The sequence below is a fragment of the Chryseobacterium sp. ISL-6 genome, from assembly GCF_018613715.1.
GTDB classification, from domain to species: Bacteria; Bacteroidota; Bacteroidia; order Flavobacteriales; family Weeksellaceae; genus Chryseobacterium; species Chryseobacterium paludis.
The window spans coordinates 38,353-57,709 of record NZ_JAGGPT010000003.1; the positions used below are offsets into that span (position 1 = coordinate 38,353).

Here is a 19,357-nt window from a genome sequence, read left to right on the forward strand (position 1 = left end):
CAGCGCGATCAATTAACAGGACAAATGTCTAAAAAGTAATTTCCTTTCGGATACGGCTTAAATGTCTTTGGGTAATTCCTAAATAAGAAGCCAGATATTGCAAGGGAATATCCTGGATATAATTGGGCTGATTCTGTAATAGGGAAAGATATCTTTGAGTAGCATTATCCCTCTGTAATTGAAAAAACCGCTTTTCAAGTTCGAGGTATTCCTGCTCTGCAATCATTTTTAAAAATAGGATCCACTTAGGATTTCCATTCACTAATTTTTCAATTTTCTCTTTTCTTAAGACCTGAAGATGAGCTTCTGAAATCGCCTGCATGGTTTCAACACCGGGATTTCCAGAAATAAATGAAGAATAAGAGGCAATAAATCCATTGGGAAATCTAAAACAATAGGTGTTATCTTTTCCTTCACTTGAAGTATAATAGGATCTGAAAATACCGGATTCTATAAAGGCTATCTCTTTACATTGATCTCCTTCCTGTACAAAATAATCATTCTTATTTAATTCTCTTGCTTCAAAAAGTTGCAAAAAGCTTTCAATTTCTTTTTCAGAAAATATATTAAAACTTTGGAAGTAGTCCTTTATCATCTTGAGCCGATTTATGGTCTTTAAAATTCCTTCAAAATTAAATAAAACTAACCTTTTAACAATAGACAAAAAAAATCATCCCATTGCTGCGATGATTTCCCGTTTTAATTTATTAAATGTAATATGAAGATATGAAAATGATGTGCTTATTATTAATTCAAAGATAGTTTCCATCATTTTATAATGTTTCAGGGAAATCACTAAAAATATATCCGGGAAAATACGGTAGTGTAATTAAAAAAAATATTGTATAGAATATTTTTTTAAGTATCAACACTAAAATAATAAATTATTGATACCCTTTAAAACCTTAGGATTTTGATAAAAGTATATTATTTTTTATTAAAAAAATCGCCTCATTGCTGAGGCGATTTCTACTGTCTGTGTTTTTAAAAATATAAATAAAATGAAGTGGTGTCTGTTTTGATTGATACAAAAGTAGAATATAACCCGAGCTGAACCATCAGGGTAATCCCTAGAAATACATCCGGGAAAACCCGGATACCCATTTTTTTTAATTCATCATACTGATTGACGTCATTGCGAGGTGCGAAGCGACGAAGCAATCTCTTACAGATTGAAGTCGTTATGGTAAAGAATTAGTTCACCTACGGCTCTCAATGACAGTACTTAAGATTTATTGCATATGGTACTTTAAGAATTCATACATTTTAGAAATCTTTGAATTTTATAACCTGCTTAATCTGCGAGATAAAAAATTATACCACAAAAGTTTTTAAACACTTAAGTTTTTTAAGTTTAATACATGCTGCATAAGAAGAACACATAAGTTCTTTTAAAAATCAAAGATTTTTCTGCAAATAAATTAAAAAAAGCCCCGTAAGAAATTCTCACAGGGCTTTTAATGTATCTAACAAATTTTTACAGTGGACTTACCAGTTGTAAGAACCATTCTTTAACGTCACCTTCTAAATATGGAGACAATTTTTGTTGACAAGTTTGGTGATATTGATTTAACCACGTTATTTCTTTGTCAGAAAGAATTTCTTTTACAATCGTATCTTTAAAGAAAGGACAGAATGTAAGTGTTTCAAATTCATAGAAAGTTCCTGAACCTGTTTTTTCTGATTCTTTTACAGCGATAAGGTTTTCATGACGAATTCCGTAATCTCCTTCCAGATAGTATCCAGGTTCGTTAGAACAAACCATTCCGGGAAGAAGATCCTGTGGATTCAGATCTTTTCTGATACTATGAGGCCCTTCATGCACATTCATAAAGCTTCCTACTCCATGACCTGTTCCATGGTTAAAGTCTTTCCCTTCCATCCATAACGGAAGTCTTGCAATAGCATCCAGATGAACTCCCTTCGTTCCCTTTGGAAATTTTACCATTGATAAACGGATCATTCCCTGCAATACCAAAGTAGAGTTTCTTTTAAAATCCTCAGAAACTGTTCCCAATGCAAAAGTTCTTGTGATATCTGTCGTTCCTTCTAAATACTGGCCTCCTGAATCTACCAGGATGCTCGCGTCATTGGTTACTTCTTTACTGCCTTCACTTTTTGCTGAATAGTGCATAATAGCACCATTGTCTTTGTATCCAACAATACTTCCGAAACTTTCACCCACAAAATTTTCTCCTGCTGCACGGAATCCTAATAGTTTCTCACCAATAGAATATTCTGTCATGGCTTCTTTTCCAGCATTATGAGTAAGCCAGTAAAGGAATTTTACCATAGCTACTCCATCTCTCACCATCACCTTTCTGAAACCCTCCAATTCAGTTTCATTTTTCTGAGCTTTCATTAAGTTCCCGGGAACCGGAGCTTTTAAAAACTGATTATCTGCTTTTAAGGTCTCAAAAATAGACTGATTGCTGTTTGGAGAAACTAGGACTTTTTCATTTTTAACCATTTTTAAATGATTATAAAACTCCTCATAAGGCATCATTTTTACAAAAGAATCATCAAGTTGTCTTCTTGAAACCACCTCTAATTTTTCAAGATCTGTAAACAAAATCGCATCATTCTTTGTGATAATGATATATCCTAAAAATACAGGATTACTTTCTACATCACTCCCTCTTAAGTTAAGGGTCCATGCTACATCATCAAGACTTGAAATGATATGAACTGTTACTTCCTGTTCTTCCATTTTCTGACGGATAGCAGAAAGTTTATCAGTTACAGATTTCCCCGCTCTTTCTACGGGCTGGATATATATTGGATTTTTTGATGGCGTTCCTCTTTCCTTCCAAACTTCTTTCAGCAAAGGAGCATCTACCAAACTTATATTTTTGTTGCTTAGTTTTTGAGAAAGTAATTCCCAGTTGGCATTGGATGTTGCTACTGCATTAACGGCTACTTTCCCGCTTGCAGGAATTTCGGAAATAATCCAATCGATATAGTTGGGAGTTCCTTCAACTCCATCTTTAAAAAGATCAATCCCAGAGCCTTCCAGCTCTATGGCAGCCTGGGTAAAATATCTTCCGTCAGTCCAAAGTCCGGCTTTATCTTTTGTGACAACCACAAAACCTGCTGATCCTAAAAATCCGGAAAGCCAAGCTCTTTCCTGCCATTCTTTCGGTAAATACTCGCTCATATGCGGATCTGCAGAATATACTATAAATGCATCAACATTATTTTTCTGCATTTCTTCACGAAGCGCAGCTACTTTTTCCTTTGAAGTCATTTTTTAAATTTTTAAGAACGGAAAGTTACAAAAAATTTGAGGTTTCGAATTCAAATTATTAACTGATTTTTCAGGAATTGATGGTATTTTTTCTTTTTTAAAATAAATTAAAAACAAGAGTTTCATTATGCTTTTAAGGCGCAAGGATTTTATCGTAGATAAAAATGATTAGCGTTATTGCGAGGAGCGAAGCGACGAAGCAATCTCTTATAAATTGAAGTCGTTATGCTAAGGGATTGCTTCGCCTTCGGCTCGCAATGACGATATCTACTTTTATATTCCCGGTTTGTCTAAGTAACAGATACCACACTTCTTTAATGATTGAACAAAGAATCAACCATTTAACTTTAAATTAAATATTATAAAACTCAAAAATCACAATTATTATTAAAAATATAAAGCTTTGGAAAGATTCTTGCTATATTGTTTTCCATGGGAAAGCAGAATTATAAAAATCATAGGAAATTCTATCCACCACATCATTTTATTTACCTTCCATTGTTATTGGTTTTAGAAGGTATTGGAATTTATAACATCTGGAATGATCCTGATAATAAATTGATCTGGATATTATTTTCAATTATTATTTTTCTTATTCTCTATTTAGCGATCATGCTGAGACAGCATTATGCATTGGGCAATCAAAACCGCATTGTGAGACTGGAATTCAGGCAGAGATACTTTGAGATCTTTAATAAAAGATCTGATGAAGTTTGTGAGAAATTAAGTTTTGATCAAATGGCTGCATTGAGATTTGCTTATGATGATGAGTTTAAAGAGCTTTTATATAAAGCATTAAACGAAAATATTTCCGGAGATCAGATTAAAAGATCTATTAAAAACTGGAAGCCTGATCAACACAGAATTTAGAACTAAACACCAAAAATAAATCAATATGAAAAAGTTAACCTTATACAGTATTGCCATATTCAGTTTATTGTTACTAACAAGTTGTGAAGCCATTGAAACCATCTTTAAGGCTGGAATGTGGTGGGGAATCCTTTTGGTGGTGGCAGTTGTCGTTATTCTATTATTAATTTTTTCGAAGGGTAAAAACTCTTAACCATTTTTCATTATGGATAATGACGATTTTGAATTGATCTCCCATCTTAGGCCTTCTAAGATTGTAAAGATTATGAAAGATCCGGTAGCTTCTGCAAAAGCAGTGAATCTTATTTACACTTCTGATACAGAAACTGCCGGAATTATTCGTAAAAGAAAGGGTAAGAAATATTCATATTTTAAAGATGGTGAAAAGGTTAAAGATCAGGATGAAATTACCAGGATCAATAAACTGGTCATTCCTCCGGCGTGGGAAAATGTATGGATCTGTGCCTTGGACAATGGTCACCTTCAGGCAACTGGATTTGACATAAAAAAAAGAAAACAGTATAAATACCATTCTCTTTGGAGCGCCTTAAGAAATCACACCAAATTTTACAGAATGCTTCAATTTGGGTATGCTCTACCTGAAATTCGCCTGCAGGTGGAAAAGGATCTTGCTTTAAGGAATTTCGAAAAAAGAAAAATCCTTGCGCTGATCGTTAGCCTCATGCAACGTACCAATATCCGTATCGGAAATAATGCTTATGAAAAACTGTATGGATCTTTTGGACTGACTACTTTAAAAGATAAACATGTAAAGATAAACGGACAAAAAATGACCTTTTCCTTTAAAGGAAAGAAAGGGGTTATGCACAATGTGGATCTTAAAAGTAAAAGACTGTCCAGACTCGTTCAGAAATGTAAAGATATTCCGGGAAAGGAACTTTTCCAGTTTTATGATGATGAAGGAAACAGACATTCTATCGACTCCGGAATGGTAAATGATTATATCAAAGAGATCAGTGGTGAAGATTTTACCGCTAAAGATTTCAGAACCTGGTCAGGTACTGTGAGTGCTTTAATTGCCTTTAAGGAAATAGGATATGCTGAAAGTAATACAGAATATAAAAAGAAAGTAAAAGAAGCTCTTGATATCGTAGCCTCACATCTTGGCAATACCAGTACAGTATGTAGAAAATATTATGTTCATCCTCTGGTCATTAATCTTTACGAAAATAATACGATTAAAAAATACCTTGACGAATTGGAAGATATAGAAGTGAATGATGGCAAAGCTGATCTCACTCAGGAGGAAAAACTGGTTTTAAAAATTCTCGAGAACGAAAAAATGTAATCTGCTATTTAGACATAAAAATAGCTGGTAGAAATTCATACTCTTTAATTTCAATAACAGATTCTTCTTTGTCAAAGAAAACATCAAGATTTCTTTCTAAGAAAAAAATTAATCTATCCATGCATTTTTGATTTGTTGCGTAGGTAACTTTAAAGGGATGTTTACCAAAAGTGGCTGCAGCCCCTTTCATAATCTGATAGGTTCCTTTAATGATACTTTTACAGTTTTCCTGATTGATATTAATTTGAAAATGAGTTAAATATAATTATTCTTAGAACGAATAAATTACAACATTGATCACAATTTTTCTTTGTGTAAAAACTGAACCCGGTATTCTTTTGGGGTAATTCCTGTTATTTTTTTAAATAATTGGGTGAAATGCGAAGCGGTATGAAAATTAAGTTCATAGGCTATTTCTGCAATATCTTTACTGGAATGCAACAGCGCTTTGCTGTAATTGATATCAATCTCATTGATCCATGTTTTTGGAGATTTCTGAGTTACATTTTTGACACACTTATTAAGATAGTTTTCTGTCACCGACAGTTTATCGGCATAAAAAGCCACTCTCTTTTCCCCTACATGATATTTAAACAAAAGATCCCGGAACTGCAATGAAATTTCCATAGAGCGGGTGGCAAGTTTGTGATGACTCTCCAAATCCGTACTCAGCATTTTAACGAGAATAAGGTGTAACATCGTGATGACGACTTCATTCACATTGAAATTATTCAGCCATAATTCCTGTTCCATGATAGGGAGAAGCTGGGTAATAGTTCCGTAAGTCAGCGTATCTAATTTCAGAAAAGGCGTCATGAAAAAAATACTGGTTTTATGTTTGGGAAGCTCCTGTTCGGATAAAATACTGTTTTCATACGCAAGGAAAAAACCTTCTGCATCATCTGATAATTCTATGGTTGCCGTAATTGTTCCCTGCTTAATAAAAATAACACCTCCTTTTTCAGCCTGATATTCTTTATTTTCAAGATATTGTTTGATATGACCATTGGTAATGAATATAATGAAATTAAAGGTCGTCCGGTATGGGATTACCGGCATCAGAATCCCTTTAAGATAATTCTCAAGCCGGTAAAGCTGTATATCCGCATTGTTAGCTAATATTTTCTCGGTAATATTAGGGAGAAAAAGTTTTTTATACTGAAAATTGGATAATACCTCCATATCCTTGATTATAGGTTATTAAAATTAAACAAAATAATATAATGTATAGTGTAACAATATAACAGTGTACCAATGTAACAATGTCATAATGAAACTGTTTGATAATAATGAAACAGTAGTCTTTTATAGACTATACTGCAATACAATCACAGTCCAAAATTCATACACACTAACAGTTTCAACTCTCAATTTTCCACTTTCCACTTTTTAAAACTTATAATAAACCCCTACTTTCAGCCCAAAAGGACTTCCAGGGGTGTACGTAAGATCAGTAGTCGATTCCGTTTCGTTTTTCAATTGGGTCTCAGTTGCAAACTGTGCTTCGTTCCATTTTACATTGAAAAGATTGTTTACCTGAATATTAGCACCCCATTTTGCCTGATTATACGAAAGCATCAGATCATTAACAAAATATGCTTTTGTTCGTATACTGTTATCTTCAACAGCAGGTCTTGCTCCCAGATAACGGTACTGAATCCCTAATGAGAAACCGTGTAAAAAGTCCCAATTCACAGAACCTGTACTTGTAATAACCGGAGCTAAAGGCACATAATCCTTCCCCTTTTCTTCTTCAGTAAATCTGGCATGTGCATAATTGACATCCGCATTCAGATAGAAATTTTCCAAAGGCTGAAAACGAATTCCCAAATCGGCTCCAAGACGCTGAGATTTACCCGAAGGTTCTACTACCGCATCATCTCCTACATATACAAATTCCTGCTGTAAGAATAAATACCATACCGTAGGGGTAATGATCAGTGATTTAAAAGGATGCAAACGTAATCCGAAATCTCCACCGACCGAATAAGGAAGCGTCTTCTGTCCCTGTTGCTCGATTACAACCCTCATATCATTAGAATGAAATCCCATTCCGGTTTTTAAAAACCACATCACATTATCACTGGCTGCATAAGAAAAATTAAGTTTTGGACTTAACCGTGTTCCTTCTGAAGACTGGCCGGAAGGCAATTGTTCCGGATCCAACAGGTTGTGCATATTAAAGATAAAATGATCTATCCTTAATCCAGGATTAATCGTCCATTTTCCCGTTTTCCAAACCAATCCAGTATAGGCGTGAAGATTGGTTTCCGTTCCATTAACGTTAGATAATCGGTCTAAAAGCAAATCCCTGTGATAGACATGATTCAGCTGAAGGGTATTGATATCATCATTTCTGAATCCCACTCCTGATATCCAATCTAAAGTTCCATTTGGTAATGAAAAATTCTTGGTATACTTTATTTCTGAACCGTAGATATTTCTTCCGTCTGTCTGCTGAATTTCATCTCCATGATCCTTATCTTTTAAATAAAAAGTAAAATCTGAATAGAGGTTAAAATCATATTTAGAATACCAGGCCATTGCATCAATCTGTTCAGACGGTGAGATGATATGCTTGTAATTCATCTGAAGGTTGGTTCTGGAAGTACTTCCGCCTTCTGTAGGATCAATACTTCCCCATCTGCCGATGATCCCCTCATTTACCGCACGCTCAGGAATTTGTCCTGATGCATTCCATGAAGAATTAAACGTAGAAAACTGAATATTAAAATAGTCCTTATCTGTTAACCATTGATTGTATTTACCAAAAATATTGACCCTGTTGAAGTTTTGTTTTACATCGAAAGGACCATCTGTATAATTATATTCTGCGGCTAAATAAGCACTCTTTCTTCCGGCAGCATCATTAAGAATATTAAACATTCCTAAAATCCTTTTACTGTTAAAAGATCCACCCTCTAATTTGATCATACTGTTGGCTAAACGGTCGTAGGTTTTAAAATCTACATACCCTGAAGTATTAAAATCTCCACGATCCATATAATAAGCTCCTTTTCCAAAATCGATGTTATTTACCGTTTCAGGAATCACAAAATGCAAATCAGAATAACCCTGTCCATGGGCATGAGACACCATATTCACTGGCATTCCGTCAACATTTACACTTACATCTGTCCCATGATCTGAATCGAACCCTCTAAGGAAAAGCTGTTCTGCCTTTCCACCTCCTGCATGCTGAGCGATAAAGAGCCCAGGTACTTTACGAAGTAGATCCTGTGCGGAATTAACCGGAAATTTATTAAGATCTACTTTGGTAATCGCAGACAAAAATGAGCTGTGATTAATCGCCACTTCTGAAATCTGAAAAGGTTTATGCTGCATAAAAACAACTTTATTCTTTTCGTCATCATTACTGATCACCCACTTTACGTCATCATATCCTTTATGGCTGATCACGAGAGTATCAGGAAAGGAAGCAACATTTAATTTCACCGATCCATCGGCTCCTGAATGCGTATGATTATTTCCATGGTCAAATGCTACCAAAGCCTCTGAAATAGGAAAATGATCATCAAAATCTTTAATTAACAATTGTTTTTGTGATCCTGCCTCTTGTGCTGCTACTTCTACATTCACCAACACGCCTAAAAGGACGATCATTACTTTTGTTACTTTCATTGATTAAAATTGATATTTTTTTTAATTATTTTTTTGCCTTTTTTATAAAAATTTTCTGAATCACTAAGGTCATCCATGTTCCCACCACAAATGGAAATGTAAGAACTCCCCCAACTTCATTGAGCACATTATAGTCGATCAATAAATCATCTATAACCACCGTAAGAACTACCGCAATAAGCACCCAGATACCATCAACTTTTTTAAAACCTGAAAAAGCAATGGCAGAAAGAACAGCATTAAAGCCAAACAACCCCATGTGAATTTTATCAATCGGTTCTCCATTGATGTGAGAGATATAAGCACCAAGGACTGATCCCGCCAAACCATATAATGCAGCAGCAGGAGAATTAATAAAAACAGCAACAAAAAAAATAATCCCTGAAAGAATTCCTCCCTGAAAGATCACTTCACCAAATCCATTGGTACACGTTAAAAAATCATCATAATCAACCGGTTCAATTTTAGCGGTCATCATTTCAGATGGTGGAATCTGTGTGAAATGGTGAAGCATATAGATACTGATCCATGTCACGATGATAAAAGGAAATGTAAATACAGGAATCTTCTTTTGGATAAAAAAGTACTGAATGACAGTAGCCAATGCACCTCCTACAGCAATAAGAAACCATATCAATAAGGTGGTCTGAAACACAAAAGACAGGGCAACACCCACTAAAGCTGCACTAAACCCATACAGTCCTGCATTAATTTCCGATTGGGGATACCGTAACTTCATGGCTGTAAATGTACCAGCAGCTGTTGATAATAAAACGGCTACACCGCCTTGCCAGCTTCCCATAAAAATTCCAACCAGAAATAACAAACCTGTCCATCTGTTTTCCTGAAGCATGATCTGCCCGATTCCTTTTAATACATGATCAATAAAAGGGAATTTCTCAAAAAATTTGTTCATAGTTTTTTAATTAGATATTAGATGCTAGATGTCAGATGTTAGATCTGATGGTTCGAGATTCGGGTTACGGGTTACATAACTAAGAATTATATTTCCAGGATCCTGCCCCATAACTCGTACCACTACCATCCCAGAAATACCATTCCAATTCCACAAACCGTAACCACAGCTCCACTTACTGCTCCCATATACCGTTCTAATTTTTCGGTATTGAATAATGTGGAATATCCATAACGTCCCAGTAATACCATTCCCAGCATTGTTAATACCGTTGTTATGGTAAAAGAGGTAACGAGTGCGAAAATTTCATAAGTCGAATGCTTTACCCCTGAATAAAATAAAAGTGGAATTAAAGGCTCGCTGGGTCCCATTACAAAAATCATAAACAAGACCAGTGGAGTTACTTTAATCCTTGTTTGAGGCATTACCATTTCAGTGTGATTATGTTCATACACATAGACATCGTCTCCCATCACATCAAAATGCTTGTGAGGCTTATTTCGAACAGCCTGAATTAGCCCATAGATCAGATAAATCCCACCTACAATAAGCAGTGCCCAGCCTGAAAAATTACCTCTTATATCCTGAAACCATGAAATTTTATTCAGCTGCCAGCCTAAGAAAACGCCAATAAAACCCAATACTAAAGAGCTCATTACATGCCCAAATCCACAAACTATTGTCAAAACAGCTGTTCTCATTCCACTCCATCCCTTTGATTTTGAAAGTACAATAAACGGGAGGTAATGATCCGGCCCCGATGCCGTATGTATAAAACTTATAGAAATTGCACTGATTAAAAGTGCCCAAATCGTTGTATCCATTAATTAATTTTTATGGTAAGCTCCAAAGCTTTTCCTGTACATAAAGAAAAAAGTTATACATCAATTCCCCTCCATTTCCAAGGGCTCTGATGATAAACCCATTATTTTCCATTGCCGAAATCCCAATTTCCATATCCTTATTGTTTGCTTCGCTTGTTGCTAAAATAGATTCAATTAAAGCTTCTTTATCCACATTATCTTTTGTACTGTAAAAGATCAAAGTTCCCTGATGGGTAAACTGCTCTAGATTACCAATCCCATTGATTGGAATAAGATCAGGCTGAATAAGCACATTATCTTTGATCATAAGTTTATTTTCATGATAGATTTCCATCAGATTCTGAAATCGTTTCAGCTTGAATACTTCTCCATAATGCTTTCTTCCACAGGTGATAATTTCACTGATAATGATCTGACTGTTCTTTCCAATATGAATCTGTGCTTCACTTTTAAAATTTGAACTTTCATGAGGAACGATCGGATGCGGAACATATGCGAAGGAAGTATGATCCTCCATGGAAACATTTAAAAGCTGGACAGCCTTATCTTCCATATTGAATAATCTTTGGTATGACTGTGATTGCAATTGCAATGAAGCTCCCTTTTCAAGTGTGATTTCCAAATGATAACGGTCTCCATCCAGAATTCCTGGCGAAGAACTCATGATCATCTGATAAAGTTTGTTGTCATTTTTACGCTGACCTACGGAAACAACTCTGAAGGGAAGGGAAGCATAGAGGTCTTTCACATAAGACGTCCCTTCCTTGAATCCGGCAACCAATTCTAAACGGCTATTCATCTATCGTACAAGATTCGGTTCTTCACATTCTTCCAGCAATGCATATTTTTTGATCCAGCCAATCACTTTATCCAATCCTTCATCGGTTTTAAGATTGGTAAAAACAAAAGGACTTCCGTTTCTCATTCTTCTTGCATCCCTTTCCATTACTTCCAGACTTGCTCCAACATGTGGTGCCAGATCAATTTTATTAATAATTAAAAGATCCGAGCGGGTAATACCAGGTCCTCCTTTTCTTGGGATTTTTTCTCCTTCCGCTACATCGATGATGAAAATAGTAACATCAGCAAGGTCCGGACTAAAGGTTGCTGATAAATTATCCCCCCCACTTTCTATTAGAACCAATTCGATATCCGGAAAACGGGCAGTTAATTCATCTACTGCTTCAAGATTCATACTGGCATCTTCTCTGATAGCGGTATGAGGGCAACCTCCTGTTTCTACCCCGATAATTCTTTCGTGAGACAAAAGGCTGTTTTTAGCCATAAATTCTGCATCTTCTTTGGTATAAATATCATTAGTGATCACTCCAAGATCGTAGGTTCCAAACATTTTTCTGCTCAAACGTTCCAGTAATGCGGTTTTTCCTGATCCTACAGGACCTGCCACTCCTACTTTTATATATTTTCTATTTTCCATTTTTTTAATTTTAATTAAAGATAAATTTGTTATTTAGCATTTAAGACATATACAACCTAGAGTACAGCCTTTCATGCTGCATACAGTGAATATCAAAAGACGTATTACAGATTCCCACCAGTTCCCTGTCTATTCCCATCGTCTCCTGTGCAGTCTGTTCCATCACACTATAAAGCTCAAATAGAATATCCTGTCCATCAAGCTGTCCAAGAGGTACTAATTTTACGGCATTGGTAATCATTCCAGCTACTGATGTATAATAAAACCCTAACAAAGCTTCATACAAAGGAATATTCATCAAAGCCGTGTAAATGCCAAATACAATGCAGTAGTGAGAATTGACTTCTCCTTTTCGGATGACCGCTTCATATGATTCCATAAAAGAAAAATGCTCCCTTCTTTTGAAGATCTTAATCAAACGCAGTCCTAATTTCTGACTGGCCTGACGTATTTCTTTGGGACATTTTAATGCATTACATTCCTGATCAAGTTTTATGATTGTTGCTAAATCTTCCTTTTTAGACGCTTCATAGGCGAACCTCATCAAAGCTCCATCGTTATATTTCAAATTATAGATCAGCATATTTTCTACAAACTCTTTTGCCGTTTTCAGATTATTGACAATTCTTTTCTGCACATACGTTTCCAGTCCGTTAGAATGGCTATACCCACCTATTGGCAATGTGGGATCGGCGATATGCAGCAAACCTGCCAGAAAATTTAAGTTCATATTATTCATCCTTTGGCGCTGCCATTTTAAGTATTTTAGTAAATAAAGTAGATCCTAAACTTCCATGTCCGTGAGGTTCCACATTCGATTTAAGAAGGTTCAGGAGCTTTACATTCTGTAATTCAGGAGCAAACCCACTTGCCTCCAGCCATCTGTACATCGGCATTTCAAAGGGTAACAATACCTGATCATTCTGAATAAATAATGGAATATGTTTATTCCCGATCTCATAACATACCGTTCCCATCTCCAGCATTGATGCAGGCTTCATGACAATGGCTTCGGTTTCCAGAACATTTACGATAATCAATTTCCCTTCATCCTGATAGAGAATATCTCCTTCACGCAGTCTTTGCCCTTCTCTAAGGAATTTGATCGCAATATCCTTCCCTCCACGGGTTTTCTTACGCTGAATTCTTTTGGTGGTTTCAAACCATTCCAGATCCAGATAATCTATTTCTTTTTCCATCGAAGGATATTCAGAAATATTACCTAAGGTTTCATTAATAATCATTGTTCTTATTTTTTTTTCTGAAATCGATATTCTTAGAAATTCCTACTCCAAAAGTGGAAGCACTTATTCCTGCTACATATGTTTTTGTCCAGCCTTCCTGTTTTGTTTTCGTCTGCAGCATTGAGAGTTCTGCAAACTTGAATTTCAGAGCCCATCCACCACCTAAGAAAATGGCAAATAAAGGATAAGCACGAAGACGGTACCCATTAAAGTTATTCATAGCATCCGAAGTCTCTGATAATTGCTGACCCCAGACATAATGAGCGTCGACCTGACCAATCAAAGCAAAGTATTTCCCCAAACTGACAGATGGGCTGTACCAGATCCCGGCTTCATTCTGCTTGTATATTGTACGGTGATCTGAAACATTCTGGGCATAAGCATAATTAACTCCGATTACATCATTATTGTTGAAAAAATATCCTATGCCAATAGGAACACCCGCATTAGCACTTGTTCCTACAGAGCTGTTACTGCCTGAAGGCGCATTGGTTTTTGAATAATCAAAAGAGCCATACACCATAAATTGCCCTTTGGGTCCTTCTTCATCACTTTTTAATCTTTTCCCGCCCAGAAACTGTGCATGCATCTGAACAGACATAAAAGAAGTTCCAGCTATAGCTATTGACAGTGCTTTTTTATTAAAGTATTTCATCTGATCTTTAGATTTAATTGATATTCTTTGAAAGGCCCGGATTTTCACCGGGCTATATAAATGTCTTTCTTAGAACAGATAATACAACTGAGTTAAAGGAAGTTTTTCAGCAGGCTCACAAGTGATGTATTCACCATCAACAGTCACTTTATAATTTTCAGGATTCACTTCAATTAAAGGAGTTTTATCGTTGTGGATGAGGTCAGCTTTAGAGATGTTTCTACAGTTTTTTACCGGTAGGATCATCTTTTCCAGCTTAAATTCTGCTATAGAACCATTGTCTATAGAAACCTGAGAAACAAAAGTAGCACAGGTTCCATATTTTGCTCTTCCATGCGCACCAAACATATTTCTGTAAATAACAGGCTGCGGTGTTGGAATAGAAGCGTTCGGATCACCCATTTTGCTGGCGATTACCATACCCCCCTTGTAGATCATTTCTGGTTTCACACCAAATAATGCAGGTCTCCAGATCACTAAATCTGCCAATTTCCCTTCTTCAATAGAACCTACATATTCCGAAATTCCGTGGGCAATAGCCGGGTTGATCGTATATTTTGCTACATATCGTTTAGCACGGTAGTTATCATGTCCGGAACCTTTATCCTCATCAAGCTGACCCCGTTGTTCTTTCATTTTACTGGCAGTCTGCCATGTTCTGGTAATGACTTCTCCTGGTCTTCCCATAGCCTGAGAATCCGAGCTCATAATACTGAACACACCCATATCGTGAAGAATATCTTCAGCGGCAATCGTTTCGGGACGGATACGGGAATCTGCAAATGCAACATCTTCAGGAATATTTTTACTTAAATGATGACAAACCATCAGCATATCCAAATGCTCATCGATGGTATTAATGGTATAAGGACGTGTAGGGTTAGTAGATGCAGGCAGGACATTCGGATACATCGCGGCTTTAATGATATCCGGTGCATGACCTCCCCCAGCTCCTTCAGTATGGAAGGTGTGGATTACTCTTCCATTAATGGCACGCATCGTATCTTCAAGAAAACCTCCCTCATTCAAAGTATCAGTATGGATAGCCACCTGAACATCATATTTGTCTGCCACTTTTAATGCAGCATCAATCGTTGCTGGTGTTGCACCCCAGTCCTCATGAATTTTAACACCCAAGGCTCCGGCTTCAACCTGCTCTTCAATCGGTTCTTCAGCCGAACAGTTTCCTTTTCCAAAGAATCCAAGGTTCATAGGATATTCTTCAGCAGCCTCCAGCATTCTCTGGATATTGAATCTTCCTGGTGTAACCGTTGTCGCGTTGGTTCCGTCATTAGGACCTGTTCCACCACCAATCATAGTTGTAATCCCACTATATAAAGAAGTTTCAATCTGTTGTGGGCAGATGTAATGAATGTGAGTGTCAATTCCTCCTGCTGTTACAATATATCCTTTTCCACCATGTACCTCCGTAGAAGCTCCGATGATCATATTGGGAGCGACTCCATCCATAGTGTCAGGATTTCCTGCCTTTCCGATGCCTACAATTTTACCGTCTTTAATTCCAATATCAGCTTTTACAATTCCCCAGTGGTCGATGATCACAGCTCCCGTGATACAAAGATCCAGAACTCCTTCATCTCTTTTACGGGTTACATTTTGTCCCATTCCATCACGAACGGTTTTTCCGCCTCCGAAAACGGCTTCATCTCCATAATGGGTAAAGTCCTTTTCAATTTCAATGATCATCTCAGTATCTCCCAAGCGGATTCTATCTCCGGCGGTAGGACCTAATATATTGGCATATTGTTTTCTATCTACGTGTAAACTCATCTTACAGATTTTTAAAATTTAACTGAATCGCTTTTGTAAGGCTTTCCACTTTCTGTTGTTCTGAATCTACAGATCCATCCACAAGATTATTGAAGCCCATTGCTTTTTTGCTTCCTCCTATTTCTACAAGCTCTACCTCTTTTTCTTCCCCCGGCTCAAAACGAACCGCTGTGCTTGCTACAATGTTCAGTCGCTTACCGAAAGCTTTTTCTCTATTAAAACTCATCGCTTTATTCACTTCAAAAAAATGAAAGTGAGAACCCACCTGAATAGGACGGTCTCCGGTATTTACAACCTTTAGTTTTACAGTTTCTCTGCCTTCATTGCAGATAATTGTACCTTCTTTTACAAAAATTTCTCCTGGTATCATACGTATGAATTAGCGGATTGGATTATGTACGGTTACGAGTTTTGTTCCATCGGGAAATGTCGCTTCTATCTGAACATCGTGGATCATTTCCGATACTCCAGGCATCACATCATCTTTGGTAAGAATTTGTGCACCTTCCTGCATCAGTTCAGCTACTTTTTTCCCATCCCTGGCTCCTTCCAACAGGAAATGGCTGATGATAGCAATAGATTCCGGGTAGTTAAGCTTAAGCCCTCTGGCTTTTCTTTTTAGAGCCAGCTCACCTGCCATATATAGCATGAGTTTCTCTGTTTCTCTGGGTGTTAAATGCATTATATGTTATTTAAAATTGAACATGCGATATCCTGTCTGCCTTTTAGAAAAGGCAAATCGAAATGCTTTTAGTATTAAAAAATTGAAAACGGATCTTATGAATCTGTATAGAAATACAGATCGTATAAGTATCGATTAATAAAAAGAAAAATTAGCAGATGTCTATCTGTAAAGAATGATATAGAATATATCTTGGTGTTGTAATGTACACAGGTTCATGAACAACCAGAGACTTTGTTTCATAAGAATAAGTACCAAAGAAAAGATTGATGCACTGTTGTACGATTGCTGAATAATCAAATTTCACTTTTTCCAGATCATTGAGATCAGGCTCGTCCTGATTATCTAATAATGCATACCCTTCGTCTGGAGTTTGATGATCAGATTTCTGTGAAATTTTATTTTTTGAAATGGTATTAGAAGACGATTGAATCTCTCCTCTGTACCCATAAAAACAGGTGCACAAAGCCGTGAAGAAAACCACGAAAGAGAATAGTACAATCTTTTTAATCATATCCATTATTGATGACGTAAAATTAGACTAATGAAATCTCCTGCCCTATCAAAAAGATCATTTAAAATGTTCAAAATCGTGACAAATGGAAGTGATCTTTATTTTTAAATATCTTATAAGTCTTTTATAGATAGGGTTATCCTTTATTATAAAAATAGGACAACTTATATGTGATGATATTAATTACTATTCACATTAGATACATTCTCTCATTTAATTATAAAATCGAAATAAAAACAACCTAAACAATTTATTTTCATTCATGAATTAATGCAATTATTATAGAGTATATTAATGTAAATGATATTTTTTAAAAACTATGGTTTATTTTTTCTTTGCACGAATTATCGTAAATTTGTGGTACAGACTTAATTAAAAACAATTTAAATATATGTCAAAAGCAATTTCGCAAGTTCCACTTGCAGTGAATGAGCCCGTAAACTCTTATGTACCAGGTTCAGCTGAAGTAAAAAGCCTTATTGCCACATACAAAAAAATGTGGGCTGAAAAAATAGAAATCCCAATGGTCATTAACGGAAAGGAAGTAAAAACTGACGAAAAAGTTCAGCTTCAATCTCCTCAGGATCATGCTCATGATTTCGGATTTTACTACAAAGGAACAATGCAACATGTGGATGATGCGATCAATGCTGCATTAGCTGCTAAAAAAGAGTGGAATGAGCTTGGATGGGAACAGCGTGCTGCCATCTTCTTAAAAGCTGCAGATCTATTAGCAGGACCATACAGAGACGTGATCAATGCTGCAACAATGATCGGACAATCTAAAAACGTACACCAGGCTGAAATTGATGCAGCTTGTGAGTTTATCGATTTCCTACGATTCAATGTTGAATTTATGACAGAAATGTATTCTGAGCAGCCAATTTCTGATAATGGAATTTGGAACCGCGTAGAATACAGACCATTGGAAGGGTTCTGTTTTGCAGTAACTCCATTTAACTTTACAGCGATTTCAGGAAACCTGCCAACTTGTATGGCAATGCTTGGAAACGTAGTGGTTTGGAAGCCTTCTGATAAGCAGGTTTATTCTGCTAAAGTGATTATGGATGTATTAACTGAAGCGGGTCTTCCTGCAGGGGTTATCAATATGATCTTCACTGATGGAAAAGATACAGCTGAAAAAGTATTAGCACACCGTGATTTTGCAGGACTTCATTTTACAGGTTCTACAAAAGTATTCCAGGGAATGTGGAAAATGATCGGAGATAATATCCATAACTACAGAACCTATCCAAGAATAGTTGGAGAAACTGGTGGTAAGGACTTTGTTATTGCTCACCCTTCTGCTAATGTTGAAGCTGTAGCTACTGCTTTAGTAAGAGGAGCTTTCGAATATCAAGGTCAGAAATGTTCAGCTGCTTCGAGAGCATATGTTCCTAAATCTCTTTGGGAAGATGTGAAAAAAGTAATGGAAGCTCAGATGAGTACTATAAAAATCGGTTCCCCTGAAGATCCTTCTAACTTTGTAAATGCAGTAATCGATAAAAATTCTTTTGAAAAATGCAAAGGATATATCGACAGAGCTCAAAACTCTAGTGAAGCTAAAATAGCAATTGGTGGGAAATGTGATGATTCAAAAGGTTGGTTTGTAAGCCCTACCGTTATTGAAACTACAAATCCTCAGTATGAGAGCATGGTTGAAGAAATCTTCGGTCCTATCTTAAGTATTTATGTATATGAAGACAAAGACTGGAAAGAAACTTTACAATTAGTAGATTCTTCATCTCCTTATTCATTAACAGGTTCTGTTTTTGCACAAGATCGTTATGCTGTAAACGAGGCTTTCAAAGCGTTGGAAAATGCTTCAGGAAATTTCTACATCAATGATAAGCCAACAGGTGCTGTAGTAGGACAACAACCTTTCGGTGGTGGTAGAGCATCAGGAACAAACGATAAGGCAGGTTCTAAAATGAATCTTCTAAGATGGACGTCTGTAAGAAGTATCAAGGAAACTTTTGTTTCTCCTAAAGATTACAAATATCCATATTTGGGATAAAATAATAAGTGATCATTGATCATTAACATAAGCCTCGGAATTTTACTTTCGGGGCTTTTTTGTGCTTGTCCTTTTGAAGAACATTCTTTTATGCTTTCGTAGATTTTGCGAATTAAGCTGATGTGTTTATTCTATCTGAGAAATCTCCATAATTGCAAGAAATGATAATCATTGATAGAAATTTAGATTCTTACAGAATGACAAAGTT

Annotated in this window: 20 protein-coding genes; 4 read left to right on the top strand and 16 right to left on the bottom strand. The window is 36.2% G+C overall.

Annotated features, from left to right (window positions below):
- Window positions 1–28: 28 nt before the first annotated feature.
- The gene (locus J7E44_RS06325; RefSeq protein WP_214826740.1) at window positions 29–595 is read right to left on the bottom strand and encodes a Crp/Fnr family transcriptional regulator; all 567 of its coding nucleotides are present in this window, start codon (window positions 593–595) and stop codon (window positions 29–31) included.
- A gap of 882 nt (window positions 596–1,477) precedes the next feature.
- Window positions 1,478–3,247 (bottom strand): aminopeptidase P family protein, encoded by a 1,770-nt coding sequence (locus J7E44_RS06330; RefSeq protein ID WP_214826742.1) that lies wholly within the window; start codon window positions 3,245–3,247, stop codon window positions 1,478–1,480.
- A gap of 432 nt (window positions 3,248–3,679) precedes the next feature.
- On the opposite strand from J7E44_RS06330, the gene J7E44_RS06335 reads away from it, so the two are divergent.
- Genes J7E44_RS06335 through J7E44_RS06345 form a run of 3 tightly spaced genes read left to right on the top strand, consistent with a single transcriptional unit; the run spans window position 3,680 to window position 5,426 of the window.
- Window positions 3,680–4,117, top strand: a complete 438-nt coding sequence (locus J7E44_RS06335) for a DUF6526 family protein (protein WP_214826743.1) — start codon at window positions 3,680–3,682, stop codon at window positions 4,115–4,117.
- A 25-nt stretch (window positions 4,118–4,142) separates the two neighbouring features.
- A complete protein-coding gene (locus J7E44_RS06340) occupies window positions 4,143–4,310 on the top strand; it encodes a phosphatidate cytidylyltransferase (protein ID WP_214826745.1) in 168 nt (55 codons plus the stop codon).
- 12 nt (window positions 4,311–4,322) lie between these two features.
- Window positions 4,323–5,426 carry a DNA topoisomerase IB gene (locus tag J7E44_RS06345; protein WP_214826747.1) on the top strand — a complete coding sequence of 368 codons (1,104 nt, stop codon included), beginning with the start codon at window positions 4,323–4,325 and terminating at the stop codon, window positions 5,424–5,426.
- A gap of 4 nt (window positions 5,427–5,430) precedes the next feature.
- Here the strand turns inward: J7E44_RS06345 and J7E44_RS06350 are convergent, their stop codons facing one another.
- The 14 genes from J7E44_RS06350 to J7E44_RS06410 form a co-directional block, all read right to left on the bottom strand.
- Window positions 5,431–5,616, bottom strand: coding sequence for a hypothetical protein (locus tag J7E44_RS06350; RefSeq protein ID WP_214826749.1), 186 nt, complete (start codon window positions 5,614–5,616; stop codon window positions 5,431–5,433).
- Window positions 5,617–5,723: 107 nt separating this feature from the next.
- Entirely contained in the window at window positions 5,724–6,608 is an 885-nt protein-coding gene (locus J7E44_RS06355) for a helix-turn-helix domain-containing protein (RefSeq protein WP_214826751.1), read from the bottom strand.
- Between the two features lie 207 nt (window positions 6,609–6,815).
- Window positions 6,816–9,068: a TonB-dependent receptor gene (locus J7E44_RS06360; RefSeq protein ID WP_214826754.1), complete on the bottom strand. Its 2,253-nt coding sequence runs from the start codon at window positions 9,066–9,068 to the stop codon at window positions 6,816–6,818.
- A 25-nt stretch (window positions 9,069–9,093) separates the two neighbouring features.
- The gene (locus tag J7E44_RS06365; RefSeq protein ID WP_214826757.1) at window positions 9,094–9,984 is read right to left on the bottom strand and encodes an urea transporter; all 891 of its coding nucleotides are present in this window, start codon (window positions 9,982–9,984) and stop codon (window positions 9,094–9,096) included.
- Between the two features lie 122 nt (window positions 9,985–10,106).
- Window positions 10,107–10,808 carry a hypothetical protein gene (locus J7E44_RS06370; RefSeq protein WP_214826759.1) on the bottom strand — a complete coding sequence of 234 codons (702 nt, stop codon included), beginning with the start codon at window positions 10,806–10,808 and terminating at the stop codon, window positions 10,107–10,109.
- Window positions 10,809–10,818: 10 nt separating this feature from the next.
- A complete protein-coding gene (locus J7E44_RS06375; protein ID WP_214826762.1) occupies window positions 10,819–11,607 on the bottom strand; it encodes an urease accessory protein UreD in 789 nt (262 codons plus the stop codon).
- A complete protein-coding gene (gene ureG, locus J7E44_RS06380; RefSeq protein ID WP_214826765.1) occupies window positions 11,608–12,246 on the bottom strand; it encodes an urease accessory protein UreG in 639 nt (212 codons plus the stop codon).
- Between the two features lie 40 nt (window positions 12,247–12,286).
- On the bottom strand, window positions 12,287–12,976 hold the full coding sequence (locus J7E44_RS06385; protein WP_214826768.1) for an urease accessory protein UreF: 690 nt from the start codon (window positions 12,974–12,976) through the stop codon (window positions 12,287–12,289).
- A 1-nt stretch (window position 12,977) separates the two neighbouring features.
- On the bottom strand, window positions 12,978–13,490 hold the full coding sequence (gene ureE / locus J7E44_RS06390) for an urease accessory protein UreE (protein ID WP_214826771.1): 513 nt from the start codon (window positions 13,488–13,490) through the stop codon (window positions 12,978–12,980).
- Window positions 13,480–14,145: a hypothetical protein gene (locus tag J7E44_RS06395; protein WP_214826774.1), complete on the bottom strand. Its 666-nt coding sequence runs from the start codon at window positions 14,143–14,145 to the stop codon at window positions 13,480–13,482. Before J7E44_RS06395 ends, ureE begins: the two co-directional genes overlap by 11 nt.
- Before the next feature lie 69 nt (window positions 14,146–14,214).
- Window positions 14,215–15,936 (bottom strand): urease subunit alpha, encoded by a 1,722-nt coding sequence (gene ureC, locus J7E44_RS06400; RefSeq protein WP_214826778.1) that lies wholly within the window; start codon window positions 15,934–15,936, stop codon window positions 14,215–14,217.
- A gap of 1 nt (window position 15,937) precedes the next feature.
- A complete protein-coding gene (ureB, locus tag J7E44_RS23920; RefSeq protein WP_251040505.1) occupies window positions 15,938–16,306 on the bottom strand; it encodes an urease subunit beta in 369 nt (122 codons plus the stop codon).
- Window positions 16,307–16,315: 9 nt separating this feature from the next.
- On the bottom strand, window positions 16,316–16,618 hold the full coding sequence (gene ureA / locus J7E44_RS23925; RefSeq protein ID WP_251040506.1) for an urease subunit gamma: 303 nt from the start codon (window positions 16,616–16,618) through the stop codon (window positions 16,316–16,318).
- Between the two features lie 151 nt (window positions 16,619–16,769).
- Window positions 16,770–17,132 (bottom strand): hypothetical protein, encoded by a 363-nt coding sequence (locus tag J7E44_RS06410; protein ID WP_214826781.1) that lies wholly within the window; start codon window positions 17,130–17,132, stop codon window positions 16,770–16,772.
- A gap of 391 nt (window positions 17,133–17,523) precedes the next feature.
- On the opposite strand from J7E44_RS06410, the gene pruA reads away from it, so the two are divergent.
- Complete coding sequence (gene pruA, locus J7E44_RS06415) at window positions 17,524–19,149, top strand: L-glutamate gamma-semialdehyde dehydrogenase (RefSeq protein WP_214826783.1); 1,626 nt, start codon at window positions 17,524–17,526, stop codon at window positions 19,147–19,149.
- Window positions 19,150–19,357 lie beyond the last annotated feature (208 nt).